Source organism: Dyella humicola (genome assembly GCF_026283945.1).
GTDB classification, from domain to species: Bacteria; Pseudomonadota; Gammaproteobacteria; order Xanthomonadales; family Rhodanobacteraceae; genus Dyella; species Dyella humicola.
The window spans coordinates 979,199-1,003,071 of sequence record NZ_JAPDPC010000001.1 but is presented as its reverse complement, the minus strand read 5'-3'; the positions used below and the strand labels follow the sequence as shown (position 1 = coordinate 1,003,071).

The following is a 23,873-nucleotide window of genomic DNA, read 5'->3' as shown; positions in this document are numbered from 1 at the left end:
CATGTCAATGAATAGAGCATGCGCCGGCGCACCCGGCGCTGGAGGCATGAGATGAGTCGCGCCTTTGTGAAGGATGCGGACGAGACCGTCGGCGAACGACTGCCGGATATCCCGCTGAGCGAACATCCCAATTACGTAACGCCGCGCGGGCTGGAACAATTGCGTGCGCGCATGATCGCTGCGCGCGAGCACCGCGATGCGCTGCGTGCCAACAGCGACTTGCTGTCGGTGCAAAGCGAGCTTGCCGCGGTCGAGCGCGACGTGCGTTGGCTTACCGCGCGCGTCGGCAGCGCCATCGAAGTGGATTTGTTGCAACAGCCCCGCGACCGCGTCGCTTTCGGCGCCGAAGTCATCGTCGACAGCGACGAAGGTCACGCTCGTTACCGCCTCGTAGGCGAGGACGAAGCCGATGTGGAGCACGGACTGGTCAGCTATGTATCGCCACTGGCCACGGCGCTGTTGGGGGCGCGTGTCGGCGATGAAGTGGTGTGGCACCGACCGGCGGGTGATCTCACGGTGGAGGTGGTGGGGATCGGTTATCCCGCGGATGGGTGATCTGGGTTTCGCGCTGTCTGCCCGATGAAAGTCACCATGGGTGTCTAGCCCAATCCACGGAACGCTTCGGCCGCTCGCTCAAGCGCCGAGCCACCCGCTCTTACTCCTTCCCCCCTATGGGGAGGATGTTGGGGTGAGGGGCGGGTGCTCGCATTTACGCGACAACTGGGCGGTGTCGCCAGCTTGCCGCTTACGCAGCGGGCGTTCCGAACCGCTGCCGCGGTCCGGGTCACTTTTCTTTTGCTGGCCCAAAATAAAAGTAACCCAAAGAAAATGGCCTTGAGAGCTCATAGCATTACGCGGGATACGAGCCTGAAGGGCGTGGCCAGCCGAATGAGTGGCGGCCCACGGCCGACACACCGCGGCTACCCCGCAACGCGCCGAGGCGTAGAGGGCTTAAAGCTCGGGTGGTGGAGTGGTGGGGTGGCCGAATCGGCGGTCGGGTCCCAAAAGCGTTTCGACCGTCTGCCGAGCCTGTTTTAAGTCCTCACCGCTTTGGCGCGTTGCGGGGTAGCCGCTGTGTCTCGCCGTGGGCGACCAGCTATTGGCTTGCACAAACCTTCCAACGCTTCTATCCCACGGAGTGCTACCAGCTCGTAAGGCCGTTTTCTTTGGGTTACTTTTCTTTTGGGCCAGCAAAAGAAAAGTGACTCGAGCGCCGGCAGGCGATCGAAACGCCCGCTGCGTAAGCGGCAACCTTGCGGCCACGCTCAGTTGTCGCGTGACAGCATGCACCCGCCCCTCATCCCAACCTTCTCCCCAAAGGGGAGAAGGAGTAACAGCGGGTGGCGCTCAGCGCTTGGACTTGAGCAATGTCCCGGTGCACTTCTTCGAGCCGCAGCGACACTCCCACAACTTCTTCAGTCGCGCCGTATGCGGCATGTCCAGCGTGATGCCGTAGTCGTAGGTCAGCTCTTCGCCCGGCTTGATGTTGCGGGTCGCCTCGATCAGCACACGGTCCTTGCGCGGATCACCGTTCGCGCTTTCCTCGATCAGTGCCTGGCAGTTCGGATCGCAGCTGTGGTTGATCCAGCGCGCCGTATTGCCCTTGCGGTTGGCGTCGATCAGGTACTCATCGTTGAGCGTGAACAGGAACGTGTGTCCGGTTTCCCCGCCATCGCCGTAAAGCACATCGGCTTCGGCATGGGTCATCAGCGTGCCCTTGTACTCGATGACTTCCTCGCCCTTCTTGATCGGGGCGACGGCGAAGACGCCATTGCCATGGATGGGCGAGCGGCGGGCAGCGATACGTCGGGTCATGAGTGGCAAGCAGAGTCTGGGGAAGCGGCTGATGATGCCTGCTGCAGCGCGCAATGGGAACCTCCCGGCGCACGGCCGGCACCATCATGCAGGGATGACGGCGTCGGCCGCACCATGCAGCGAATTCTATAGTGGACGCCTTGGGCAGGTGACAGACGCCTCAGTCCTCCTGCTAAGATTCAAACAATCGTTTGAGGTGAATCCATGAGACGACTGCTTCGCTGTGTGGCGCTCGGTGTTCTGGTGGCTGGACTGGTGGCCTGCGGGCCGCCACGCAAGAGCGTGTTCCCGCCGTCGGTGAGCCTCCAGGAAGTGGCCTTGCGGCCGAATGGGCAGTGGCAGCTCACGCTTCGCATTCAGAACAACAGCTACGGCGGCATGGACTTCCGTTCCATCGACGGCGAGCTGAAGGTGGCCGACCTGGTACCCGTGCGCTTGCACACCAGCTTCGACCTGGACATTCCCGCCTTCGCTGCGGATGTTATGCAGATCAATCTGCTGGCCACCCCCGAGATGACCGCCGCCCTCAAAGCCACCGCCAGCAAGGGCAGCGCGGGCAGCCTGCCCTATAGCGTCTCTGGCAGCGCCAGTGCCCAGCCGGAGCAGGAAAAGACGGCGCGCGATTTCAGTTTCCACGGCAACGACTGGCTTTCGCCGGTGCCGGGCATCCCCAATACCTGGCGCTGACCTCTGGCGCCCGCATTACCCACGAAGGACTTACGCCATGACCATTTACAAGGCTCCGCTCGACGACCAGCGTTTCGCCCTCTTTGACGTGCTTGGCGCTGAAGCCGTCCTCACCAAGCTGCAGGGTGGCGAAGACCACACGCGCGATCTGCTGGACGCTGTGCTCGAAGAAGCCGGCCGCCTGAGCGAAGCCGTGTTGGCGCCGACCAATGCCAGTGGCGACGAGGAAGGCTGCCGCTTCGACAAGGCCACCCAGACGGTGACCACGCCCAAGGGCTTCAAGGAAGCCTTCAAGGCGTTCGCCGACGGTGGCTGGACTGGCCTGACCCAGGCCGAGCATTTCGGCGGCCAGGCCCTGCCGAACACCATCGGCACGGCCACCACCGAGATCTTCCAGTCGGGCAACCTGTCCTGGAGCCTGTACCCGCTGCTGTCCGAGGGCGCCTGCCACGCGATGGAGCTGCATGGCACCGAGCAGCAGCAGAACACCTACCTCAAGCCCATCGTGGAAGGCCGCTGGACGGGCACCATGTGCCTGACCGAACCGCAGGCCGGTTCCGACCTTGGTCTGCTCAAGACCCGCGCCGAACCCGGCGCGGAAGGCAGCTACAAGATCACCGGCACCAAGATCTTCATCAGCGCTGGCGAGCATGACCTCACCGAGAACATCATCCACCTGGTACTGGCCCGCCTGCCCGACGCACCGGCCGGCAGCCGCGGCATCTCGATGTTCATCGTGCCGAAGTTCAAGGTGAACGCGGATGGCTCGCTGGGTGCGCGCAACGCCGTGGCGGCGGGCGCCATCGAGCACAAGATGGGCCTGCGCGGCTCGGCCACCTGCGTGATGAACTTCGACGCCGCCGAAGGCTACCTGATCGGCCAGCCGCACAAGGGCCTGGCGGCCATGTTCACCATGATGAATGCCGCGCGCCTTGGCGTCGGCGTGCAGGGCCTGGCACTGGCCGAACGTGCACTGCAGAACAGCAACAACTACGCCCGTGAGCGCCTGCAGTCGCGCTCGCTGTCGGGTCCGAAGTTCCCCGACAAGCCGGCCGACAACCTGCTGGTGCAGCCGGACGTGCGTCGCATGCTGCTCACCCAGCGCGCCATTGCCGAAGGCTCGCGCGCGCTGCTGCTGTACACCTCGCTGCAGACCGACGTCGAAGCACGCGGAGCCGACGAAGCCACGCGCAAGCAGGCCAGCGACCTGGTCGCCTTCCTGATCCCCATCGCCAAGGGCGTGGTGACCGAGCTGGCACAGGAGAGCACCAAGGAAGCGCTGCAGGTATACGGTGGCCACGGCTATATCGCCGAGAACGGGGTGGAGCAGTTCGTGCGCGATGCCCGCATCATTACGCTGTACGAAGGCACCACCGGCATCCAGGCAGCCGACCTGCTGGGCCGCAAGATCCTCCAGCTGCAAGGCGCCGGCTTCAAGATCTTCCTCAAGGAAATTCAGGCGTTCTGCCAGCAGCACGCGCAAGACGCTTCGCTGCGTGAGCTGATCGCGCCGCTGGCCACCTATGCCAAGCAGTGGGCGGATCTCACCCTGTCGCTGGCGCAGCGCGTGCAAGGCAACGCGGAAGAACTGGGTGCCGCAGCCACCGACTACCTCTACTACTCCGGCTACGTCACCCTGGCCTACATGTGGGCCCGCAGCGTGGCGGCCCTGGCCAACAGCAGCCAGCAGGAAGCGTTCAAGCAGTCCAAGCGCGACACGGCCAAGTTCTACTTCAGCCGTATCCTGCCGCGCTGCCTGACCCACCAGGCCGCCATCGAGGCAGGCATCGATACCCTGCCGGCGATCGCCTGACGCGTCCGTACCGCTCCGACCCGATCCCCGCCCACGGGCGAGGATCGGGTCGGGGACTACCGCGACGGCGAGGCAAGGTGTAGAACCAGCAAACCTTTCCCTGGCGGCCCGGTTTCCCCGCATGAGCGATGTGACCTACCTGATTCGTCTGGCCGAAGACGACGACGATTTCATCCTTGGCCTGGTGCCCCGCTTCGTGGACTTCACGCTGCCGCCCTGGCGACGTCGACACGAATGCATCGAAGGCATCCGCAACGACCTGCTGCGCCATCTCGAAGACCAGCCAGCCAACAGTTTCCTGTTCGTGGCCGAAGACAGCGATGGCGAACCGGTAGGTTTCATCCACCTGCAGAAGACCCAGGACTTCTTCAACGGACGCAGCAATTGCCATATTTCCGACCTGGCCGTGGCGCCGGAACAGGAAGGCCGCGGCGTGGGCCAGGCCCTGCTCGACCATGCCGAAACCTGGGCGCGCGAACATCGCTGCCAGTTGGTGACGCTGGCCGTATTTCCTGGCAACGAACGAGCGCGGGCGATTTACGAAAACGCCGGCTATGCCGCCGACCTCTTGCGACTGGCCAAACCGGTTCGCTGATAGGTGACCGAAGACAGGGGCGCTGACCGTGGCGTACACGGTCATCACCATCAAGGGAGACGACGATGGAACAGTCGCTGCATTCCGTTCGATTCCCTGGCGAAACCGACGCCTATCGCCGCTCGCGCGACCGCCTGCTGAAGGCCGAAATGGAATTGCGGCGACAGCTCGAAGCCACCGCCGCCCTGCGACGCGCTTTGCCGCCAGGTGGCCCCGTTCCGCTGGACTACAGTTTTGATGATGAAGGCGACACGCCTGTCGACACGGATATCGAGCGGCAAGTGCGCCTGTCGGATCTGTTCGAGGACGGCAAGGACAGCCTGGTCATCTACAACTACATGTTCGGCCCGGCGATGGCCCAGCCCTGCCCGTCATGTTCATCCATTCTCGATGCGCTCGACAGCCAGATGCCACACCTGCGCCAGCGCACCAATGTGGCCGTCATAGCCAAATCGCCGATCCAGCGCATCCGTCACTTTGCGCGAGAACGCGGATGGCGCCATCTGCATCTGCTGTCGTCCGCGCACAACACCTACAACGTGGACTATCACGGCGAGACCGCCGACGGTAAGCAGATGCCGATGCTCAACGTGTTCGTGCGGCGCGACGGGCGGGTCCATCACACCTGGGGCAGCGAGTTGATGTTCGTCGCCCCCGAGCCAGGGCAGGATCCCCGCCATGTCGATCCGATCTGGCCGCTGTGGCACGTACTGGACTACACGCCGGAAGGCCGTAGCGTCGACTGGCGGCCCAGCCTCACCTACGGCGGCTAGACCCTGTCAGGTCAGGGCGCCGATCAAGGTGGCGGCAACGCCATCTGGCGAAATATCGACGCCACGTCACGGGTGCCCCATCGGCGCTCGATATGCCCTTGCCTTATCGCGAACCACTCCATGGCGACGACTTCATAGTTCTTGCCTGTCACCGGGCCATTCTTGAACGGCGCCACGGAGCGGCCGCGCTCGGTATAGCGGACCGCCACGGTTTCACCCTCGGCCACCATGGCGTCGACTTCGAGGCTGACCTGGAAGCAGCGCATCAGGTCGCCCCACAGTGGCCTGGCAATGTCGAGCCCACCCCAACCGAGCGCGCCATAGATCAAGGCATTCGTGGCAAAGGTGGCGCACATCGCATCAAGGTCGCCGCGATTGAATGCGTCCACGTAGGTCAGCACGACACGCTTGTTCTGTTCCGACACGGTGGCACCCCTTCGGAAGCGGAGATCACGCCGGGCGCTGGATCAGCCCGATCAACCGGTCATGTCGCAGCAAGCATAGCCCCAGTCTGCGCTTGGGTTATGTGAGGACACGCCGGGAACGGACGCTGGGTGGCCATCACTGGCAAGGTCTGGGCGACGTTCGCCCGGCCCTTGGCGCCTTGCGCGCCAGGGGAAAGCGTCGCGGCATCGAGAGACGCCGCGACGCTGCGCGATCAGTTCTTGGTCGCGGAAGCCGCTTCCGTCACTTCGACCTGCTCGCGCTGACTCAGACGCTGGCCGATGCGATCGATGTTGGATAGCGACAGCAGGTGCGCGTAGATCCAGCCGAGCACGCCCTCACGCAGGAATTCATGCGTGGTCTTCTCGTCGAGCTGGCGCAGCTTGTCCTCGTTCACCACGAACAGGCCATTGAGGTTGATGGACTTGCCATCCTTCTCCAGGCGGATGTTCCGTGGCTCGAGTAGGTTGTGCTTGCGCAGCTGCTCCATGAACCACTGGGTGCGCGCGACATGCTGCTGGAACTCGCCGAGGAACTTCACGGCATTGGCCAGCAGTTCGGTCTCGGCGCCGTCTTCCTTGAACAGGCGATCGCCTTCCGCCGTACCAAAACCTTCGTAGGCCTCGTCGAGGAAGACGGTGAAGTCATCACCTTCCTGGCCAACAGGCTTTTCAGCCAGCACGAACGGATAACGGCGCACGAAGGCGGGAATATAGGTATTGGCTTCCCACTGGCCGGCTTCGTTGACGAACAGATTCTCGTTCTCGCGCAGGCCGAGCAGTGCCATCGGGCCTGCATCCTCGGGGGTCAGGCCGCCGAACAGGATAGGCAGGTCGCGCGCGGCAGCGGGGAACTCCACGCCGGTCAGCGGCACCGAATGCACCGTGCTCGCGAACTTCAGGTTCGGAATCGGCTTGATACGGAGGTCTTTGTGCTCGGTGCGGTTGAGCGGCACAGGACGCTCGTAGAAAAGAACTTCAGCCACGTTTACTACCTCTCCCCCAGCCGTGCCGGGGTCGCCACCGAGGCTCCCCCTCCCAAACCCGGCCCCGGGTCTACAGATGAACGAGCACTATATCAGTGCCCGGGGCCCCAGCGAACACCCCTGTCTACGTAAGGTTCTTCCTGCCCAGACAACCATTTGCGTGTGTTCTGTAACGAAATTGGACTATCCTGCCGTGGTTACGAGCATCGTTGCATCGCCCGAACGTTCATTCGCCTTGGTTGAAGGACGCTTTGCATGCTGATGGAAGTGCCTCGCCGCGTGGTCGACCTGCATTCGACCCGCGTGCTTTCGCTGGATGCCGCTGGCCGTATTCTTGATTGGATCAGCTGGCAGGAGGCGGTTTGCCTCTACGTACGCGACGCCGTCGCCTGGACCCTGGGCGACCCCTGCCTCACCGTGCACGGCGGCCAGAATCGGCTCAGTGGCGAGCAGAGCAAGCTGTCGCTGCATCCGATCATTGCCAGCACCGGCCATTGCCGCGACCACGCGATCGATCCGGCCCCCGCGCTCACCAATACCGCTCTGTTCGCCCGCGATCGCTACCTGTGCATGTATTGCGGTGAGCGCTTCAGCCGCGGTGAACTCACCCGCGACCATGTCCTGCCCATCTCCAAGCACGGCAAGGACACGTGGGAAAACGTGGTCTGCGCCTGCCTGGCCTGCAACCTGCGCAAGAGCAATCGCACGCCTCAGCAGGCCAATATGCCCTTGCTCGCGGTGCCTTACCGCCCGAGCTGGGTCGAGCACCTGATCCTGTCCAACCGCAACATCCTGGCCGACCAGATGGAATTCCTGGTCAGCCACCTGCCGCGCGACCGCCGGCAGCACATGGCTTAAAGGCCGCTTCAAGGTCTCCGCGTGACCACGTAGGTATTTTGAACAGATTCCGATATCGCTGCGGGTTTCGCGCCGCCGGCCGTGCCGGGTGGAGGCCCCCGCGAGGCACCGGCCGCAGGTTTTCACTTCTCTGCCCTTGCCCCGCCCTTCCGCTGGGCCAACAATAGGCGCATGAACGACCTGTCCCGTTACCCCCATCTGGCGCCCATCGAATCGCCGGCCGACTTGCGCCGCGTCCCCGATGAGGACTTACCCGCCGTTGCCGATGAACTGCGCGAATACCTGATCGAAGCTGTGGCCAGCTCCGGCGGCCATTTTGGCGCCGGCCTGGGCGTGGTCGAGTTGACCGTGGCCTTGCATCGCGTGTTCGACACGCCCAACGATCGCCTCGTATGGGACGTCGGCCACCAGTGCTACCCCCACAAGATTCTCACGGGTCGCCGAGACCGGATCACCACGATCAAGAAAAAAGACGGCCTCGCGCCGTTCCCGCGCCGTGAGGAAAGCAAATACGACACGTTTGGTGTCGGTCACTCCTCCACCTCGATCTCGGCTGCGCTGGGCATGGCTATTGCCGCGCAGCGCAAGGGCGACCAGCGCAAGATCGTCGCGGTCATTGGCGATGGCGCAATGACCGCCGGCATGGCGTTCGAGGCGCTTAACCATGGCGGCGACGTCGAGCCGAACATGCTGGTGGTGTTCAACGACAACGGCATGTCGATCAGCGAAAATGTCGGCGCGCTGACCAAGATGGCCGGTCGCGCCATGTCCAACCGCACGCTCAACGCGTGGCGCGAACGGGCCAAGCGCGCGATCCCCAAGCAATCGTTCTTCGGCCGCTTTTTCAAGCGCTGGGAAGAACACGCCAAGGGCATGTTCGTGCCGAGCACGCTGTTCGAGGAACTGGGCTTCCACTACACCGGCCCGATCGATGGCCACAACCTGCCGCTGCTGCTGACCGCGCTGCGCACGGTGAAGGACCTGCCCGGCCCACAGCTGCTGCACATCATCACCACCAAGGGCAAGGGTTACGCACCTGCTGAGCAGGCGCAGATCGAATACCACGCGGTCGGCCCGTTCGACCCGCAGGCCGGCCTGGTGAAGAAATCCGCGCCGTCCAAGCCCACCTACACCGACATCTTCAGTGACTGGTTGTGCGACATGGCCGCCGCGGACAGCCGTCTGCTCGGCATCACGCCGGCCATGCGCGAAGGCTCCGGACTGGTTCGCTTCTCCAAGGAATACCCGCAACGCTATTTCGACGTGGCAATTGCCGAGCAGCACGCCGTGACGCTGGCGGCCGGCATGGCCTGCGAGGGCGCCAAGCCGGTGGTGGCGATCTATTCCACCTTCCTGCAGCGCGCGTATGACCAGGCCATCCACGACGTAGCGCTGCAGAACCTCGATGTGACGTTTGCCATCGACCGCGCGGGCGTGGTCGGTCCGGACGGTGCGACGCATTCGGGCAGCTTCGACCTGACTTATCTGCGTTGCCTGCCGAACATGATCATCATGGCGCCCGCGGATGAAAACGAATGCCGCATGATGCTCAGTACGGGCTTTCAGCACCATGGTCCGGCGGCGGTGCGCTATCCGCGTGGCACCGGCCCCGGCATTGCCTTGAGCAAGGAACTGGAAACGTTACCAATCGGCAAGGCGGAGCTGCGTCGTCGCGGCCGTGGTCTTGCCCTGCTCAGCTTCGGCGCGATGCTGGCGCCTGCGGCGGAAATCGCCGCCGAACTCGATGCCACCCTGGTCAACATGCGCTTCGTGAAGCCGCTGGACGAGGCGATGATCCTCGAGCTGGCGAATACCCATGAAGCCTTCGTCACGCTTGAAGACAACGCCATCGCGGGCGGCGCTGGCAGCGCGGTGGCGGAATGCCTGGCCGCGCATGGCGTGCTCATGCCCATCCTGCACCTGGGTCTGCCCGATGTGTATCTGGAACACGGCAGCCGCGAAGAGGTGCTGACCATGGCCGGCCTCGATCTGCCCGGCATTCGCAAGGCGATTCGAGCCCGCTTCCCGCACGTGGGCACGTTGAGTCAGGTCACGGCCTGAGTCTCGGTTGTCAGCCAGCCGGTGTGCCTCAGCACATCGGCTGGCGACGCCTAGTCGTCGCCTTTTTGCCCACCACTCACCCGGTCGCGCTGCTCCAGGTCGACCGCGGTAAACACCTCGACGAATCCAGCTCCCGTCAGTACGGCTCGCACCGCTTCGCCCTGGTTCCAGCCGTGTTCCATCATCAACCAGCCGCCCGGCTCAAGGTGAGCGCGCGCGTCGGCCGCGATGCGTCGGATGGCGTCCAGCCCATCGTGCCCTGAGGCGAGTGCGCTGGCTGGCTCAAAGCGCAGATCGCCTTGCGCGAGATGTGCATCGTCCGCTTCGATGTAGGGCGGATTGGAGACGATCAGGTCGAAGCGCTGATCCGCCAGCGGAGCAAGCCAGTCGCCCTGCACAAACGTGACATTGGCGATACCCAGGCGTTCGGCATTGCGCCGGGCGACCGCAAGCGCCTCTGCACTCGCGTCGGTGGCCAGCACCTGCGCGCGCGTGCATTCGCGTGCAAGGGCAAGGGCGATGGCTCCGCTACCGGTGCCAAGATCGGCCACGCGCGAGGCACGCTTTGCCGGCAATTTGTCTAGCGCCAACTCCACCAGCAATTCAGTCTCGGGGCGCGGGATGAGCGTTGCTGGCGTGACCTCGAGATCAAACGACCAGAAACCACGGCGGCCGGTGATGTAGGCCACGGGCTCGCCATGCCGTCGACGCTCGACCAGGGCTGCGTAATCGGCCTCATGCGCTGCATCCAGCGCATCGTCTGCATGCGCAATCAACCAGCTACGCGGCTTGTCCAGGACATGGACCAGCAGCAGTTCCGCTTCCAGCCTGTCGCCGAGCTGGAGCGCCGCCTGGGCCAACCACTGGCGCACGTCAGCCATGCGGCAAGCTACACACCGGCAGGCGACGATGCGCGAGGGAAAACGATCGAGCGAGCATGCGGATGTCCACCAGCAAAAGGCGAACAGTGTAGATCGAATGCACGAGCATTCAGCCGACGTCCGGGGCGAGATAGCGATGCACGGCCTGGATCACCACCGAGCCCTCACCGACACTGGAAGCCACACGCTTCACCGAGCCGGAGCGCACGTCGCCGACCGCAAAGATGCCCGGCTTGGTGGTGGCATAGGGCGACTCCAGCAGGTGGCCTTCGGCGCAGCGCCCGGTCAGCACGAAGCCCTTGTTATCGAGTGCAAGGCAGTCTTTCAGCCACTCGGTGCAGGGTTCCGCGCCGATCATCACAAACATGTTGCCAACCGGGCGCGTGGTCAGCTCACCGGTATCTCGATGACGCCAGCTCACATGCCGCAAGCGCTCTTCGCCTTCGAGGCCGACGATCTCGCTACGCGCATGCAGGGTGATCGACGATGAGCGCGCGATGCGTTGCACCAGGTAGTCGGACATGGTGGCGGCAAGTCCATCGGAACGCACCAGCACGTGCACGTGTGCCGCGATGCCGGCGAGGAATACCGCTGCCTGCCCGGCGGAATTACCGCCGCCGACCACGACGACTTCCTCGTTCTTGCACAGCTGACCTTCCATCGCGGTCGCTGCGTAATGAATCCCCGCACCTTCGAAACGCGCATAGCCGGGCACATCGAGTTTGCGGTAGCGGGCGCCGGTGGCGACGATGACCACCCGCGCCGTGACCTCCTGGCCGTCGTCGAGCTGCAGCCGAAACGGCTGCTCTGAGCAGTCGACGCTTGCTGCCTGGCGCGAGATGGCCAGTCGCGCGCCGAACTTCTGTGCCTGCGCCTGGGCGCGTCCGGCCAATGCTTGCCCGGAGATACCCGTGGGGAAGCCCAGGTAGTTCTCGATCTTCGACGAGGTGCCCGCCTGCCCGCCCGGCGCCATGCCTTCCACCACGAGGGTGGAAAGGCCTTCAGACGCGGCATAGACGGCAGACGCCAGCCCGGCAGGACCGGCGCCCACCACCACCACGTCATACACGTGCTGCGGGTCGATCGTCTCGGTGAGTCCGAGCTCGTCGGCCAACTCGGCGTTGCTCGGGTTCTGCAGGAAGCAGCGTTCCGGGCAGATCACCACGGGCAACTGTTCGGTCTTCAACTGGAAGCACGCGACAAAACCGTCCGCGTCCGGATCGACCTCCGTGTCGATCAGCTTATGCGGGTAGCCGTTGCGCACCAGGAAGCGCTCCAGCCGCAGCGTGTCGGCGCTATGCCCAGGACCGACCAGCACCACGCCGCCGAGGCCCTGCCGGATCAGGCCGACCCGGCGCAGGATGAAGGCGCGCATGATGATTTCGCTGATATCGGCCTCCGAAGCGACCATGCGACGGAAGTCCTCCGAACGCACACGCACCACCTTGCTGTCGCAGGCAGCGCGCGCCGAGGCCAGGATGCTGCGCTGGTTGAACAGGTTCATTTCGCCGCTGAACTGGCGCGCAGCATGAATGGTGAATACGTTCGGGTGTCCGAACTTGTCCGTCTCGAACACCTCGACCAGGCCTTCCAGCACGAGGAAGAAATCGGAGCCACGCTGGCCTCGCTCGAACAGCAGGGTGCCGGTTGGCACCAACTCCTCCTGACCGTAGGCAGCAATACGTTGAACCATCTCCGGACTCAAGCGCGGGAACATCTGCTCCTTGCGCAACATGGGATCGGTAGGGTCGTACACGATCTCGGGCGATGGGGACTGATCCGACATGCAAGACACCTCGTCATGAGCCATCCCGACGCGCGTCGCCGGGTTGTTCCTGGGCTATCAGCCGCTTTGCACCAACATTTTGTGCAACCCGGTCCGAGCATCCTGCGCCTGTATCCGCGTCATGGGCAAGTCAGTTTCAAGACGGCCCCATCGCGTGCGTAATGGCATGCACGAGGCGCTCGCGAAACCAGCCGTGCGCCTGGTCGTCGTCCTTGGAGTCATGCCAGTAGGCGAGGATCGGAAACGCCTTCAGGCGAATCGGCAAGGGGCAAACCGCAACCGGCAACAGGCTCGCGAGGTGGTTCGCATAGGACTGCGGCACGGTCAGCAGCAAATCGCTGGCGGCAACGATCTGGCACGCGGAAAAGTAGTGCTGGCAGACCAGGCGTACTTCGCGAAACATGCCGCTCTGCCCCAGCAGCAAGTCCAGCGCGTTCGACTCACCAAGCGGCGAGACGACGACATGCTGCGCATCGAGGTAGTCGGCACGCCGCAGCTGGCTCGCGAACGGATGATCGCGGCGCACGACCACCGCCAGCGACTCATCCAGCAAATGGCGACGCGAAATACGCGGCCCGGCACGCAGCGGCCGGTCCACCGCCAGATCAAGCGCGCCCGTACTCAGTTCGCGCTCCACTTCATCGGCGGCGAGACGCCGACTGACGACCCGCACACCGGGCGCGAAGCGTTCGATGTCCGTCATCAGGGCGGGCAGCGCAATCGATTCGAGAATGTCGCGAAAGCCGATGACAAACTCCATCTGCAATTGCGCCGCGTCGAACCGAGGCTGCGTGTGCGTGCTGCCCAGCAGTCCTTTCAAATGCGCCTGCACGGCCGGCATCATCGCGCGTACTTTCTCCGTGGGCAGCAGACGGTTGCCCTGGCGTACGAACAGCGGGTCGCCGAGATGGTCACGCAAGCGGCCCAACGCGTGTGTGACGGCGGGCTGGGTGAGGTGCAGCACCCGTGCCGCCGCGCTCACACCGCCCTGGCTATAGATGGCGTCGAGCACGCGAAACAGATTGAGATCGATGCGACTGTCGCGCTCCACGGCAACCTCCCTTGAGCCGGCACGGCTCACCGCCAACATATTCACATGACTAATACGTAGACATAAAGCATATTCATTTTAATTATCCGACGACGCAGGCGTAGGCTGGCTGCTTCTGGAGGAAAGCCATGGACTTCTCACCTTCCGAGCGCACCCGAGCGCTTGCCGAACGCCTCGATCGCTTCATGCGTGAGGAAGTCATCCCGGCCGAGTCCGTTTATGCCGCCCAGTTGGCCGGCGGTGCCGACCATCGCCAATGGCGCCAGCCGGTCATCATGGAGCAGTTGAAGGCTCGTGCCCGTGCCGAGGGGCTGTGGAATCTGTTTCTGCCTGACCTTGAAGGTGGCCCTAGCCTCAGCAATCTCGACTATGCGCCGCTGGCCGAGCTCATGGGGCACTCCTTCATCGCGCCGGAAGTGTTCAATTGCGCTGCGCCCGACAGCGGCAATATGGAAGTGCTCCATCGCTATGGCTCACCCGCTCAACGCGAACGTTGGCTGACGCCGCTGCTCGATGGCCAGATCCGCTCGGGCTTCGCGATGACCGAGCCGGAAGTGGCTTCGTCCGATGCCACCAATATGCGGGCGACGGCGCAGGTCGATGGCGATCACATCGTGCTCAACGGTCGCAAATGGTGGACAACGGGCCTTGGCCATCCGCACTGCCGCTTCGTGATCTTCATGGGCCTGAGCGACGAGCATACCGAACCGCATCGGCGGCACAGCATGGTGATTTGTCCGCTGGATCAGGCTGGTGTACACATCGAGCGCATGTTGCCGGTATTCCATGACTACGACGAACCGTCCGGCCACGGCGAGCTGAGCTTCAGCAACGTGCGACTGCCGCTGGACCACGTCATCCTCGGCCCGGGGCGTGGTTTCGAGATTGCACAGGGGCGGCTTGGCCCCGGTCGAGTACATCACTGCATGCGCGCGCTCGGCGCGGCCGAACGCGCGCTTGGCTTGTTATGTGAGCGCGCCCAATCGCGTGTAGCGTTCGGCAAGCCGCTGCTGCGTCTCGGCGGCAATGCGGACATCGTGGCCAACCTGCGCATGGCGATCGAGCAGGCGCGCCTGCTGACTTTGAAGACGGCGTGGACACTCGACACGCATGGCATCAAGGCAGCACTTAGCCTGATTTCGCAGATCAAGGTGGTGGTACCCGCCGTGGCGCAACAAGCCGCCGATGCCGCGATACAGATCCACGGTGGCGCCGGCCTGTCCGACGATGTGCCCCTGACGCGACTCTTCGCCTATGCGCGTGTGCTGCGTCTGGCCGACGGTCCGGACGAGGTGCATCGTGCCGTGGTCGCCAAACTCGAGGCCAAGGCGCAGTTGGCGAAAGGAGCTCGTGCGTGACCGCGATACCGGACCAGACACGCCCGGTGCGCGAGGAAGATGCATTCGATGCCTCGCGCGTCGATGCATTCCTCAAGCAGCACATCGCAGACCTGGAGGGCACGCCTGCGGTCACACAATTTCCCGGTGGCGCGTCGAACCTCACCTACCTGCTCCGCTATGCCAACCGGGAACTTGTATTGCGCCGACCGCCACGCGGCGCTAAGGCCAAGTCTGCGCATGACATGATGCGCGAAGCGCGCGTGATGAGCGCGCTCAGGCCCCGCTATCCGTATGTGCCGGCGATCCTCGCTCTTTGCGACGACGCCGACGTAATCGGACAGGACTTCTACGTCATGGAACGCTTCGACGGCACCATCCTTCGGCGCGACCTGCCGCCCGCACTGGGACTGGATCGCGATGGCGTGCAGCGTCTGTGCAGCGGCTTCATCGACCGCCTTATCGAACTGCACCACGTCGACACCACCCAACCGGGCCTGAGCACGCTGGGCAAAGGCGACGGCTATATCGCGCGGCAAGTAAGCGGCTGGAGCGAGCGCTGGCGACAGGCCGCCACCGACGGTTCCGACCCATGCGATGACGTGCTCGCCTGGCTCGATGCGCATCAACCCGCCCGCGACAACGCCAGCTGCGTCATCCACAACGACTACCGTTTCGACAACCTGGTGCTCGACGCGGACGACCCGCTGCGCATCATCGGCGTGCTGGACTGGGAGATGGCCACGATCGGCGATCCGTTGATGGACCTCGGCGGGTCGCTGGCCTATTGGGTACAAGCCGATGACGACGCCGTGTTCCAGTCGTTTCGTCGCCAGCCCACGCACGAAGCCGGCATGTTTACCCGACGCGAAGTAGTCGCCTACTACGGGCAACGCAGCGGCCTGGACGTGTCGAACTTCGGCTTCTACGAAGTATTCGGCCTGTTTCGCTTGATGGTCATCATCCAGCAGATCTACCGTCGCTACGCCCTGGGCCAGACCACCCACCCGCAATTTGCCGGTTTCGGCGACGCCGCGCGTTACATGGGCCAGCGTTGCCGTCGCATCATCGCCGGCAAGGCGGCGTAAGCGATGCGCGAGCTGCTGCTGATCCGTCACGGCCAGGCCAGCTTCGGCGCGGAGGACTATGACCAGCTTTCGCCTATCGGTGAGCAACAATCGTCCCTGCTCGGTGAATGGCTGGCTGCATCCAGCCCTGCTCCCGACCTGGTTGCTGTGGGGCCGCGCTTGCGTCATCGCGATACGGCTTCCTTGTGCCTGCAAGCAGCCGGCTTGAGTTCGCCGGCCGTACTGTTTCCTGGCCTGGACGAATTCGATCACCACGAAATACTCGCGCGCCACCGTCCCGATCTTGCCGGACCGGGTGCCCTGCGTGCCGAACTCAAACAGGACGCCGATCCGCATCGCGCGTTCCAGCGCCTGTTCGCCGACGCCGTCGCACGCTGGATCAGCGGTCGACACGATGCGGAGTACAGCCTGTCCTGGCCGACGTTTCGCGCGAATGTCCTCGACGCGCTACAGCAGCTCGCCGAGCATCCCGCCAAGACCCTATGGGCATTTACGTCCGGCGGCCCCATCGCCGTGATCGCGAGCGCCTTGCTGGAGGCGCCCGTCGCGCAGACTTTCAAGCTCAGCTGGCCACTGGTGAATACCGGCGTGACCCGACTGCGACTGAGCTCACGCGGAGCCAGGCTGGTGACCTATAACGCGTGGCCCCATCTGGAGCGCCTCGACGACCCGCACCTTGTGACATTGCGATGAGCTTGCGCATGGCAGCTTGCGTTTCCCTGCCAACTCGAACACCCAACATTCATTCCACGAATAGCGAGCATCGACCATGACCACTCCCGCCACCTTCGACCTCACCGGAAAAATCGCCATCGTCACGGGTGCGAGTCGTGGCATCGGGGCCGAAATCGCCAAGTTGCTCGCGGTACACGGCGCCCATGTGGTCGTGTCCAGCCGACGCGAAGTCGACTGCCAGACCGTGGTCGACGGCATCGTGGCAGAGGGCGGCTCGGCCGAAGCGATCGCCTGCCATATCGGCGAGATGGAACAGATCGAAGCGCTCTATGCCACGGTAGAACAGAAGCACGGGCGCCTGAACATCCTGATCAACAATGCTGCCACCAATCCGTTCTTCGGCCACATTCTCGATACCGAGCCTTCGGTGTTCCAGAAGACCGTGGACGTGAATATTCGCGGCTACTTCTACATGTCGACGCACGCTGCGCGATTGATGAAGAAGAACGGTGGCGGCTCCATCGTCAACGTCGCCTCGGTCAACGGCGTGGTGCCGGGCGTGGCACAAGGCATCTACTCGATCACCAAGGCGGCGGTGATCTCGATGACCAAGGCCTTTGCGGTCGAGTGCGCCGAAGCGGGCGTGCGCTGCAACGCGCTGTTGCCCGGCCTCACCGATACGAAGTTCGCCTCGGTACTGGTCAATACGCCAGCCATCCTCAAGCAGGCGCTGGCCCATGTGCCCATGCGTCGCGTAGCCCAGCCGACGGAAATGGCCGGCGCCGCGCTCTATCTCGCCTCCGACGCCGCGTCCTACACCACCGGTGCGGTGCTGAACGTCGATGGTGGCTATCTCTGCGTTTGACCCGAAGGAACTCGCCATGACCTACACCCCTCCTCCGCGTGCCACCGGCAAGCGTGCCTTCATCACCGGCGCCGCAGGTGGCCTTGGCTCTGCCATGGCACGCCTGCTGGCACGCCACGGGGCCAAGGTATTTCTCACTGACGTGGATGCGGGCGCCACCGCCAGGCTTGCCGACGAGATCAATAGCGAACTCGGCGCGCAGATGGCATGGGCAGCAGCCCAGGACGTGCGCGATGAAGCCGTGTGGAAACAGGTGCTGGAACAAGCGGCACAGACCATGGGCGGCCTGTCCGTGCTGGTCAACAACGCCGGCATCGGATCGCTGGGCAGCATCGAGAGCATCGCGCTAAAGGAATGGCAGCGCGTGATGAGCATCAACCTGGACAGCGTGATGATGGGTTGCAAATACGCGTTGCCCTATCTGCGTGATGCGCAACCGGCATCCATCATCAATATCTCTTCGCTGGCCGCCTTCAAGGTCGATCCGGACTACACCGCATACAACACCTCCAAGGCTGCCGTGGCGATGCTGAGCAAGTCGGTGGCACTGGATTGCGCGCGACAGAAGATCGACGTGCGCTGCAACTCGGTGCACCCGGCGTTTATCCGCACCGGCATCGTGGCGCCGTTCTTCGAGGCGCTTGGCGAAGAAGAGGCCACGCGCAAGCTGGTGCGAGGCATCCCCCTCAAGCGTTTGGGCGAGCCCGATGACGTCGCCTATGCAGTGCTCTATCTAGCATCCGATGAAAGCCGCTACGTCACCGCCGCCGAGCTGGTGATCGACGGTGGCGCGCGCGCCATCTGACCCCTTCCCCACGAGAGCTCCCATGTCATTCGTCAATCGCCAACTGCGGCTGAAAAGCCGACCCGAAGGCCTGGTCCGCCAGGACAATTTCGAACTGCACGAACAGCCCACGGGCGAACTCGCCGAGGGGCAGGCCCTGGTGCGCGTGCTGTATCTCTCGATGGATCCGACCAACCGCGTGTGGATGAGCGACATTCCGCAATACATGCCGCCGGTGGCGATCGGCGAGGTGATGCGCGGACTCGGGCTGGGTCGCGTGGTGGCCTCGCGCTCCGCGCAGTACGCAGTCGGCGACCTGGTGCAGGGACTGGTGGGTTGGCAGGACTACGCCGTGGTCGACGACAAGCGGGCGAAGGATTGGGTGAAGCTGCCGCCGAAGCCGCCCGTCCCCTTGCCCACCCTGCTGGGTGCCTGTGGCTTCAGCGGCATCACCGCGTATTACGGCCTCACCGAGATCGCGCCCGTGCAGCCCGGTGAAACCCTGGTGGTATCGGCGGCGGCGGGTTCAGTCGGTTCGATTGCCGGACAGATCGGCAAGCTGCGCGGCGCGCGCGTCGTCGGTATTGCGGGCGGTCCGGACAAGTGCCGCCACTTGATTGACGATCTCGGCTTCGACGCCGCGGTCGACTACAAGGCCGATGACTGGAAGCAGGCCTTGGCTGCCGCCACCCCCGACGGTGTGCATGTGAATTTCGAGAATGTCGGCGGCCCTGTGATGCGCGCGGTGCTGTCGCGCATGGTCAACGGTGGACGCGTGGCGCTGTGCGGCTTGATCGCCAATTACACCAGCGGCGCGAAGCCTGCCGACGACTACAGCGTGATCATCGTCAAGCGCCTCACCGTGCGTGGATTCCTCGCGTTCGACTATCGCGACAGCCAGCGCGCCGTGCAGGACCTGATTGGCTGGGTGCGCGAAGGCCGCATCAAGGCCGGCGAAACCATCGAGGATGGCCTGGAGAACGCTCCGCTGGTGCTCAACCGCCTGTTCGAAGGCAGCAACACCGGCAAGCTTGTACTGCGCGTGGCCGCAGAAGCCTGAGCCGCGAAATCATTGCTGCGACGGATACCTTCCGTCGCAGCAATGCATTCCCGCTACTCCGCAGGCACCGGCACCGGCGGTGGCTCGATCGCCTTAGGCTTGCGTGGACGCCAATAACCACCCTTGGTCCAGGCCTCGAAGCCCCAGCGCAGCCAGCCGATCAACGCATTCGCCAGCCACAGCGCCCACAGCAGCATGGCGATCTTGTAAAACCATAGCGAGACGCTGAAGACGCCGGCGTGCGGCAGCACGCCACGACTCTGGTCGGCAAACCAGTTCAGCTGCCAGGCGCTGGAAGCGTTGCCCGCGACGTGCATGTCCGGCAGCCCCAGCAGCCCTTTCGGCACCGCCGAGACCAGCACGACCAGGGCCGCCACCGTCATCAGCGCCAAGCCCGCTTGCAGCAGGTTGAAGCGGGTAGCGTAGGGCTCGGGCACCACATGCCGGGCGCGCAGGCCGAGCAGGATCAACCAGACCACCACCAGCGCATACGCGCCCCAGGCAAAGGCCGAGAAGCCAAGGCCAAGCAACAGCCACTGATGGAAACGCAGCGGTGTCGGTGCATGGCGCGACAGCAGCCACGCGGCGAGCAGCAGCACGATCAGTTGGGACCAGTACATCACGGCTGGACCCGCCGCCGGACCCCACGTCCACAGTACCCAACGGTCCTCTGGCAACGACTGCTGCAACGAGATGTTGGCCGCCGGCGCATCGAGCGAAAACGTCGGCGTGCGCGTGCGCACGGCGACGCCTTGCGGTTCGCGCAGGCGCAAGCTGTAGCGATGGCTGCCCGGCAACAACGGCAGGCTGAGCTTGCCGTCGCGAATGGCCAGGCTCATGAGCGAGGCGTCGCGGCGTGCCTCGAGCAATTCCGCACCGGGTGGCAAGCCGATCAGATGCTCGCCGCCACGTGTGCTACGCGCAGCCAGCACGAGCAAGGTTTCGGTGGCGCGATCAGCCGAATGACTGCGCACCGTCACTTCGTCGAAGGCCAAGCTGTCGCCGGCCATCGCCTGGGGTCGATGGATGGCGACCTGCAGGCTTTCACCGGGCAAGGGCAGATAACGCAAGCCATCGTCGCTGAGATTCGCCGGCACGCCCTTGGCTTCGAGATGCCAGATCGGGGCCGCCTGCAGCACCCATGCCTCGGCGCGATCATTCAGGGCCGGCGCGGTGAGCCCCAGGCTGTCCGAGGTATCCAGTCGGCTACTCCAGCGGACGAGGTCCTGGCCTGCGTTGAAGGTCACGCCGATGCGGCCATCGTGGACACGGATGTTGTCGCCCAGCGGATGTTCGCCTGGCAGCAGGGGCAGATCAAGGCTGAAGCCGCCATCGCTGGGCGCTATTCGCTCGACCGTGTTTTCCACGCTCCAGTCCACGCCAAGGACCAGGGTTCGGGTCAACCTCACATAGGGTGGAAATGCCTGCACCGCCGCCTCTTGTGGCTTTCCATCCGAGCCCGCACGCACGCGGTTCAAGCTCAGGCTGTCGCCCAGTAACCGATGGTCGTCCACGCCGTCAGCCGCCCACCCCTCGCCACTGAACTCGAGGCGTTGCGGGCGTAGCGCGAAGTGCAGGCTGGCCGTATCGACCGGCGCCGCGCGATAACGCAATGACACGCGATGCACGCCACGCTCCAGCTTGACCAGGAGCACATCGGCCTGCTGGGTCAGGATCGCATCGTGCCCATCCGTGCTGACGCCGCTCAACTGCAGGGAGGCGTCGGCTTGCGGCAAAGGCACGGCCACCGTGGCGCCGGCGTGCATGTCCAGATCGAGTACCACGCTGTCGCCGCTTGCCTGCACTTCTGCGCGCGCCACCGCCGCACAATCCGGCGCGCAGGTCGGCGCCTCGGTGAGACGCGTACGCAACTGCGTGAGCACCGCATCACTGGGCGTGTCTTGCGCCTGCGCGGCGTGCGGCAGCAGAGCCAGCGCGAGCAGCGCGACGGCAGCGCCACGCACGCTCCAGCCACGCCACGGCCCCAGCCATGGGCGTAGCAAGCCAAGCGACAGGCGGCCCAGCAACAGCAGCAACAGCGCCAGCATGGCGACACGCAACAGGCGCACCAGCCAGGCCGGAGCAATGACCAGGCGCGTGCTCTGCTCGGCCATGACCGGCCCGGACCAACCGAGCCGATAGTTGTTGCCGACGTCCCAACGGGGCGCGCCACGGCCCGCCTGGATGACGCTATGCGCATCCGTTTCCTGACCCACGGTCATGGATGCGGTGAGGCGCGTGCCCGTCACCGTCACGGACTTGAGAACCATCGAGGGCGCGGTTTTTCCCGCACTGATCTCTGCAACAGGTGCAGGCGGAGCGGGTGGAGGAGGCGGGGCCGGCTGCATCATCGCCATGGGCGCGGGGGCCGATTCGGGTGCGTTCGATGCCGCGAGCCGATCCTGCTCTTCCTGATTCGCATAAGCCTCCGGCTGGACGTAGCGCGTCTCGAGGACCTGGCCACCAGCGACGCTGCGTCCTTCCAGTTGTGGATGCAGGGCGTAGCTCATCTCCCTCGCCGCGAACGGAAGCGTCCACAGCACGGCCAAGGCGAGCAGCGCGGCAGCCGTGATGCGAGAGATCACCCGTAGCCGTCCGTCCGGCAAGGCGCGCATCAGCAGGGCCAGCGCAAGCGCCACGGCCAGCGTCCAGCGCGGCGCACCGGACTCGTGTTGCGACAAGGCGAGGAACCCCACGGCGACCAAGGCCCACGGCCAACCCAGCAAGCGTCCGGCCAGCAAACCGATCAAGGCGACCACGAACAGATCGAGAAGGCTCCATTGGGCGATCCACGAATCGGGCGAACGATCCGCGCCCGCGGCGCCGAGCAGCCGATAGCCGTAGGGCAAGTGCAGCGTGGCGTCGATGCTTTCCAGGGGCAGCTGCCATCCCGTGCTTGGCATCGCACCGCGCTCGGGCAGGCGCAGGCCGGCCTTGAGGTTCACCGACGTGTAGCGCAATTCGACGCCGCCATGCCCATCGCGGTTGGCGGTGATCAACAACGGCGTACCGTCCTGCACGGCGCTTTGCAGTTGCCAAGGCGCGGTAACGTCGAGGCGCTGGTGGCGGCGCAACGTACCGGTGAGATGATCGGCTGCGTTGTAGCCGCGGCCGTCGAAATCGAGCCACAGCTGGCGATGCAGGGTGAGCTGATCGCCCTGCCCGCCTTCGCCGCCGCGCGTGCCCTGTTCGATGGAGAGTCCGCTGCTGCCATCGAGCACATAGGCGGGCAGGTTTTGCCATTCCCCGGGTACATCGGCCTGGGCCGCGTCGGTCGCCTGCCCCTGGACACGCGTGCTGCGCAACGAGGTGTCGTCGGCATAGCTCCAAATTTCCTGGCGCGGCCAAGGCCCGGCGGGCAAGCTCAAGGTGATGTGTTCAAGCACCTCGGTACCGCGCGCGCCGAGGGTAAGCGTCCAGTGACCGGGGCGCAGTTGCACGCGCAGACGTCCATCGCTTTCCAGTCGCGCCGGCAGCTCGCCTTGCAGCGACGTGGCCATGAAATTCCTGGGTAGCGCAGGGCCAAACAGCAGTTCGCGCGAACTGCCGGTGACATCGAATTGGAGCTGGGTTTCCAGTCGCGACGGCAAGCCATCGGCGAGGTGCCGGTAAACCCGCAACGACAGCGCGTCGACGACACGCTGAGCCGCTGCCGCCTCGCCCAGCGTGACCTGATCGGCATGGCGTTCGACGCGGTTGACGACCTTGCCATCCAGCGTGAGCGACACCAGCCCAATCGATTCGGGTACGCGAAGGCGCGCTGGACGGCTGTCCCATGGCAACACCCCGCGAATGACATAGTCGCCGGCAGCCAGATGCAACGCCGGATTCTCCTCGCGATCGAGCACGGGCCAGGGCTTGTTATCGACACTGACCTGCTGCGGCCAGTTGCGCGCGTCGCCCGGCAGGCCCACCCAGCTTTCGGCGTCCACATGCACACCGAGGCTGAAGTGCGCGCCGTCCTTATCGACGTCCAGGACCAGACGTCCCGGCCATGCGCAGGTGCCAACGTTGGCGTCCGCGTCCGGTGTGGCGAGTAGCGGGCAGGCGTGCTGCGGCACGTCATGCAACACCCAGTCCTTCCAGTCCCGCAAGGCGGGTGGCACGTCCTGCGCCAACAGCGGCGCGGCCACCAGCATGAGTCCCAACAACCATTCCCATGGACGACGCATGTATCTCTCCCTGACGACCCGTGCGGGTCGGGACAGTGTAGAAGCAAGCCGCAGACCGCGTGGTGCGCTCCCAGGTCATGCAACGCCGATGCGGGTGGAAAGGGGTTGCGGCAAAAAAAACGCCGGACGGTGGGTACCGTCCG

Annotated in this window: 20 protein-coding genes; 13 read left to right on the top strand and 7 right to left on the bottom strand. The window is 64.5% G+C overall.

Annotation, left to right across the window (positions count from 1 at the left end; translation table 11 throughout):
* The first annotated feature begins 51 nt into the window (after nt 1-51).
* A complete protein-coding gene (locus tag OUZ30_RS04310) occupies nt 52-555 on the top strand; it encodes a GreA/GreB family elongation factor (RefSeq protein WP_266180954.1) in 504 nt (167 codons plus the stop codon).
* A gap of 792 nt (nt 556-1,347) precedes the next feature.
* Here OUZ30_RS04310 and OUZ30_RS04305 read toward each other — a convergent pair.
* Nucleotides 1,348-1,815 carry an SET domain-containing protein gene (locus OUZ30_RS04305; RefSeq protein WP_266180953.1) on the bottom strand — a complete coding sequence of 156 codons (468 nt, stop codon included), beginning with the start codon at nt 1,813-1,815 and terminating at the stop codon, nt 1,348-1,350.
* A gap of 204 nt (nt 1,816-2,019) precedes the next feature.
* Here OUZ30_RS04305 and OUZ30_RS04300 point away from each other — a divergent pair, with 204 nt between their 5' ends.
* The 4 genes from OUZ30_RS04300 to OUZ30_RS04285 all read left to right on the top strand — a co-directional run bounded on the left by OUZ30_RS04300 (nt 2,020) and on the right by OUZ30_RS04285 (nt 5,683).
* Nucleotides 2,020-2,502: a hypothetical protein gene (locus OUZ30_RS04300; RefSeq protein ID WP_266180952.1), complete on the top strand. Its 483-nt coding sequence runs from the start codon at nt 2,020-2,022 to the stop codon at nt 2,500-2,502.
* Between the two features lie 37 nt (nt 2,503-2,539).
* Nucleotides 2,540-4,315 (top strand): acyl-CoA dehydrogenase C-terminal domain-containing protein, encoded by a 1,776-nt coding sequence (locus tag OUZ30_RS04295; protein ID WP_266180951.1) that lies wholly within the window; start codon nt 2,540-2,542, stop codon nt 4,313-4,315.
* A gap of 121 nt (nt 4,316-4,436) precedes the next feature.
* Nucleotides 4,437-4,910 (top strand): GNAT family N-acetyltransferase, encoded by a 474-nt coding sequence (locus tag OUZ30_RS04290; RefSeq protein WP_266180950.1) that lies wholly within the window; start codon nt 4,437-4,439, stop codon nt 4,908-4,910.
* A 65-nt stretch (nt 4,911-4,975) separates the two neighbouring features.
* Nucleotides 4,976-5,683, top strand: a complete 708-nt coding sequence (locus tag OUZ30_RS04285) for a DUF899 family protein (protein WP_266180949.1) — start codon at nt 4,976-4,978, stop codon at nt 5,681-5,683.
* Between the two features lie 23 nt (nt 5,684-5,706).
* Here the strand turns inward: OUZ30_RS04285 and OUZ30_RS04280 are convergent, their stop codons facing one another.
* Together OUZ30_RS04280 and OUZ30_RS04275 are read right to left on the bottom strand one after the other, a co-directional pair.
* Nucleotides 5,707-6,108, bottom strand: a complete 402-nt coding sequence (locus OUZ30_RS04280; RefSeq protein ID WP_266180948.1) for an ester cyclase — start codon at nt 6,106-6,108, stop codon at nt 5,707-5,709.
* 233 nt (nt 6,109-6,341) lie between these two features.
* Nucleotides 6,342-7,112: a SapC family protein gene (locus OUZ30_RS04275; protein ID WP_266180947.1), complete on the bottom strand. Its 771-nt coding sequence runs from the start codon at nt 7,110-7,112 to the stop codon at nt 6,342-6,344.
* Between the two features lie 255 nt (nt 7,113-7,367).
* Between OUZ30_RS04275 and OUZ30_RS04270 the strand changes: the two genes are divergently transcribed.
* Together OUZ30_RS04270 and dxs are read left to right on the top strand one after the other, a co-directional pair.
* On the top strand, nt 7,368-7,970 hold the full coding sequence (locus OUZ30_RS04270; protein WP_266180946.1) for an HNH endonuclease: 603 nt from the start codon (nt 7,368-7,370) through the stop codon (nt 7,968-7,970).
* Between the two features lie 171 nt (nt 7,971-8,141).
* Complete coding sequence (gene dxs, locus OUZ30_RS04265; protein WP_266180945.1) at nt 8,142-10,031, top strand: 1-deoxy-D-xylulose-5-phosphate synthase; 1,890 nt, start codon at nt 8,142-8,144, stop codon at nt 10,029-10,031.
* A gap of 50 nt (nt 10,032-10,081) precedes the next feature.
* Here dxs and prmC read toward each other — a convergent pair whose 3' ends face one another.
* The 3 genes from prmC to OUZ30_RS04250 form a co-directional block, all read right to left on the bottom strand.
* The gene (prmC, locus tag OUZ30_RS04260) at nt 10,082-10,912 is read right to left on the bottom strand and encodes a peptide chain release factor N(5)-glutamine methyltransferase (protein ID WP_266180944.1); all 831 of its coding nucleotides are present in this window, start codon (nt 10,910-10,912) and stop codon (nt 10,082-10,084) included.
* 109 nt (nt 10,913-11,021) lie between these two features.
* Nucleotides 11,022-12,698 (bottom strand): FAD-dependent oxidoreductase, encoded by a 1,677-nt coding sequence (locus OUZ30_RS04255; RefSeq protein WP_266180943.1) that lies wholly within the window; start codon nt 12,696-12,698, stop codon nt 11,022-11,024.
* A gap of 136 nt (nt 12,699-12,834) precedes the next feature.
* Nucleotides 12,835-13,749, bottom strand: coding sequence for a LysR family transcriptional regulator (locus tag OUZ30_RS04250; protein WP_266180942.1), 915 nt, complete (start codon nt 13,747-13,749; stop codon nt 12,835-12,837).
* 128 nt (nt 13,750-13,877) lie between these two features.
* On the opposite strand from OUZ30_RS04250, the gene OUZ30_RS04245 reads away from it, so the two are divergent.
* From OUZ30_RS04245 to OUZ30_RS04220, 6 genes are all read left to right on the top strand, one after another.
* Nucleotides 13,878-15,107, top strand: coding sequence for an acyl-CoA dehydrogenase family protein (locus OUZ30_RS04245; protein WP_266180941.1), 1,230 nt, complete (start codon nt 13,878-13,880; stop codon nt 15,105-15,107).
* Nucleotides 15,104-16,174 (top strand): phosphotransferase family protein, encoded by a 1,071-nt coding sequence (locus OUZ30_RS04240; RefSeq protein WP_266180940.1) that lies wholly within the window; start codon nt 15,104-15,106, stop codon nt 16,172-16,174. Before OUZ30_RS04245 ends, OUZ30_RS04240 begins: the two co-directional genes overlap by 4 nt.
* 3 nt (nt 16,175-16,177) lie before the next feature.
* The gene (locus OUZ30_RS04235) at nt 16,178-16,867 is read left to right on the top strand and encodes a histidine phosphatase family protein (protein WP_266180938.1); all 690 of its coding nucleotides are present in this window, start codon (nt 16,178-16,180) and stop codon (nt 16,865-16,867) included.
* 76 nt (nt 16,868-16,943) lie between these two features.
* Entirely contained in the window at nt 16,944-17,714 is a 771-nt protein-coding gene (locus OUZ30_RS04230) for an SDR family oxidoreductase (RefSeq protein WP_266180937.1), read from the top strand.
* A gap of 16 nt (nt 17,715-17,730) precedes the next feature.
* Entirely contained in the window at nt 17,731-18,519 is a 789-nt protein-coding gene (locus OUZ30_RS04225; RefSeq protein WP_266180936.1) for an SDR family oxidoreductase, read from the top strand.
* 22 nt (nt 18,520-18,541) lie between these two features.
* Nucleotides 18,542-19,558: an NADP-dependent oxidoreductase gene (locus OUZ30_RS04220; RefSeq protein WP_266180935.1), complete on the top strand. Its 1,017-nt coding sequence runs from the start codon at nt 18,542-18,544 to the stop codon at nt 19,556-19,558.
* Nucleotides 19,559-19,611: 53 nt separating this feature from the next.
* Here OUZ30_RS04220 and OUZ30_RS04215 read toward each other — a convergent pair whose 3' ends face one another.
* On the bottom strand, nt 19,612-23,730 hold the full coding sequence (locus tag OUZ30_RS04215; protein ID WP_266180934.1) for a hypothetical protein: 4,119 nt from the start codon (nt 23,728-23,730) through the stop codon (nt 19,612-19,614).
* Nucleotides 23,731-23,873 lie beyond the last annotated feature (143 nt).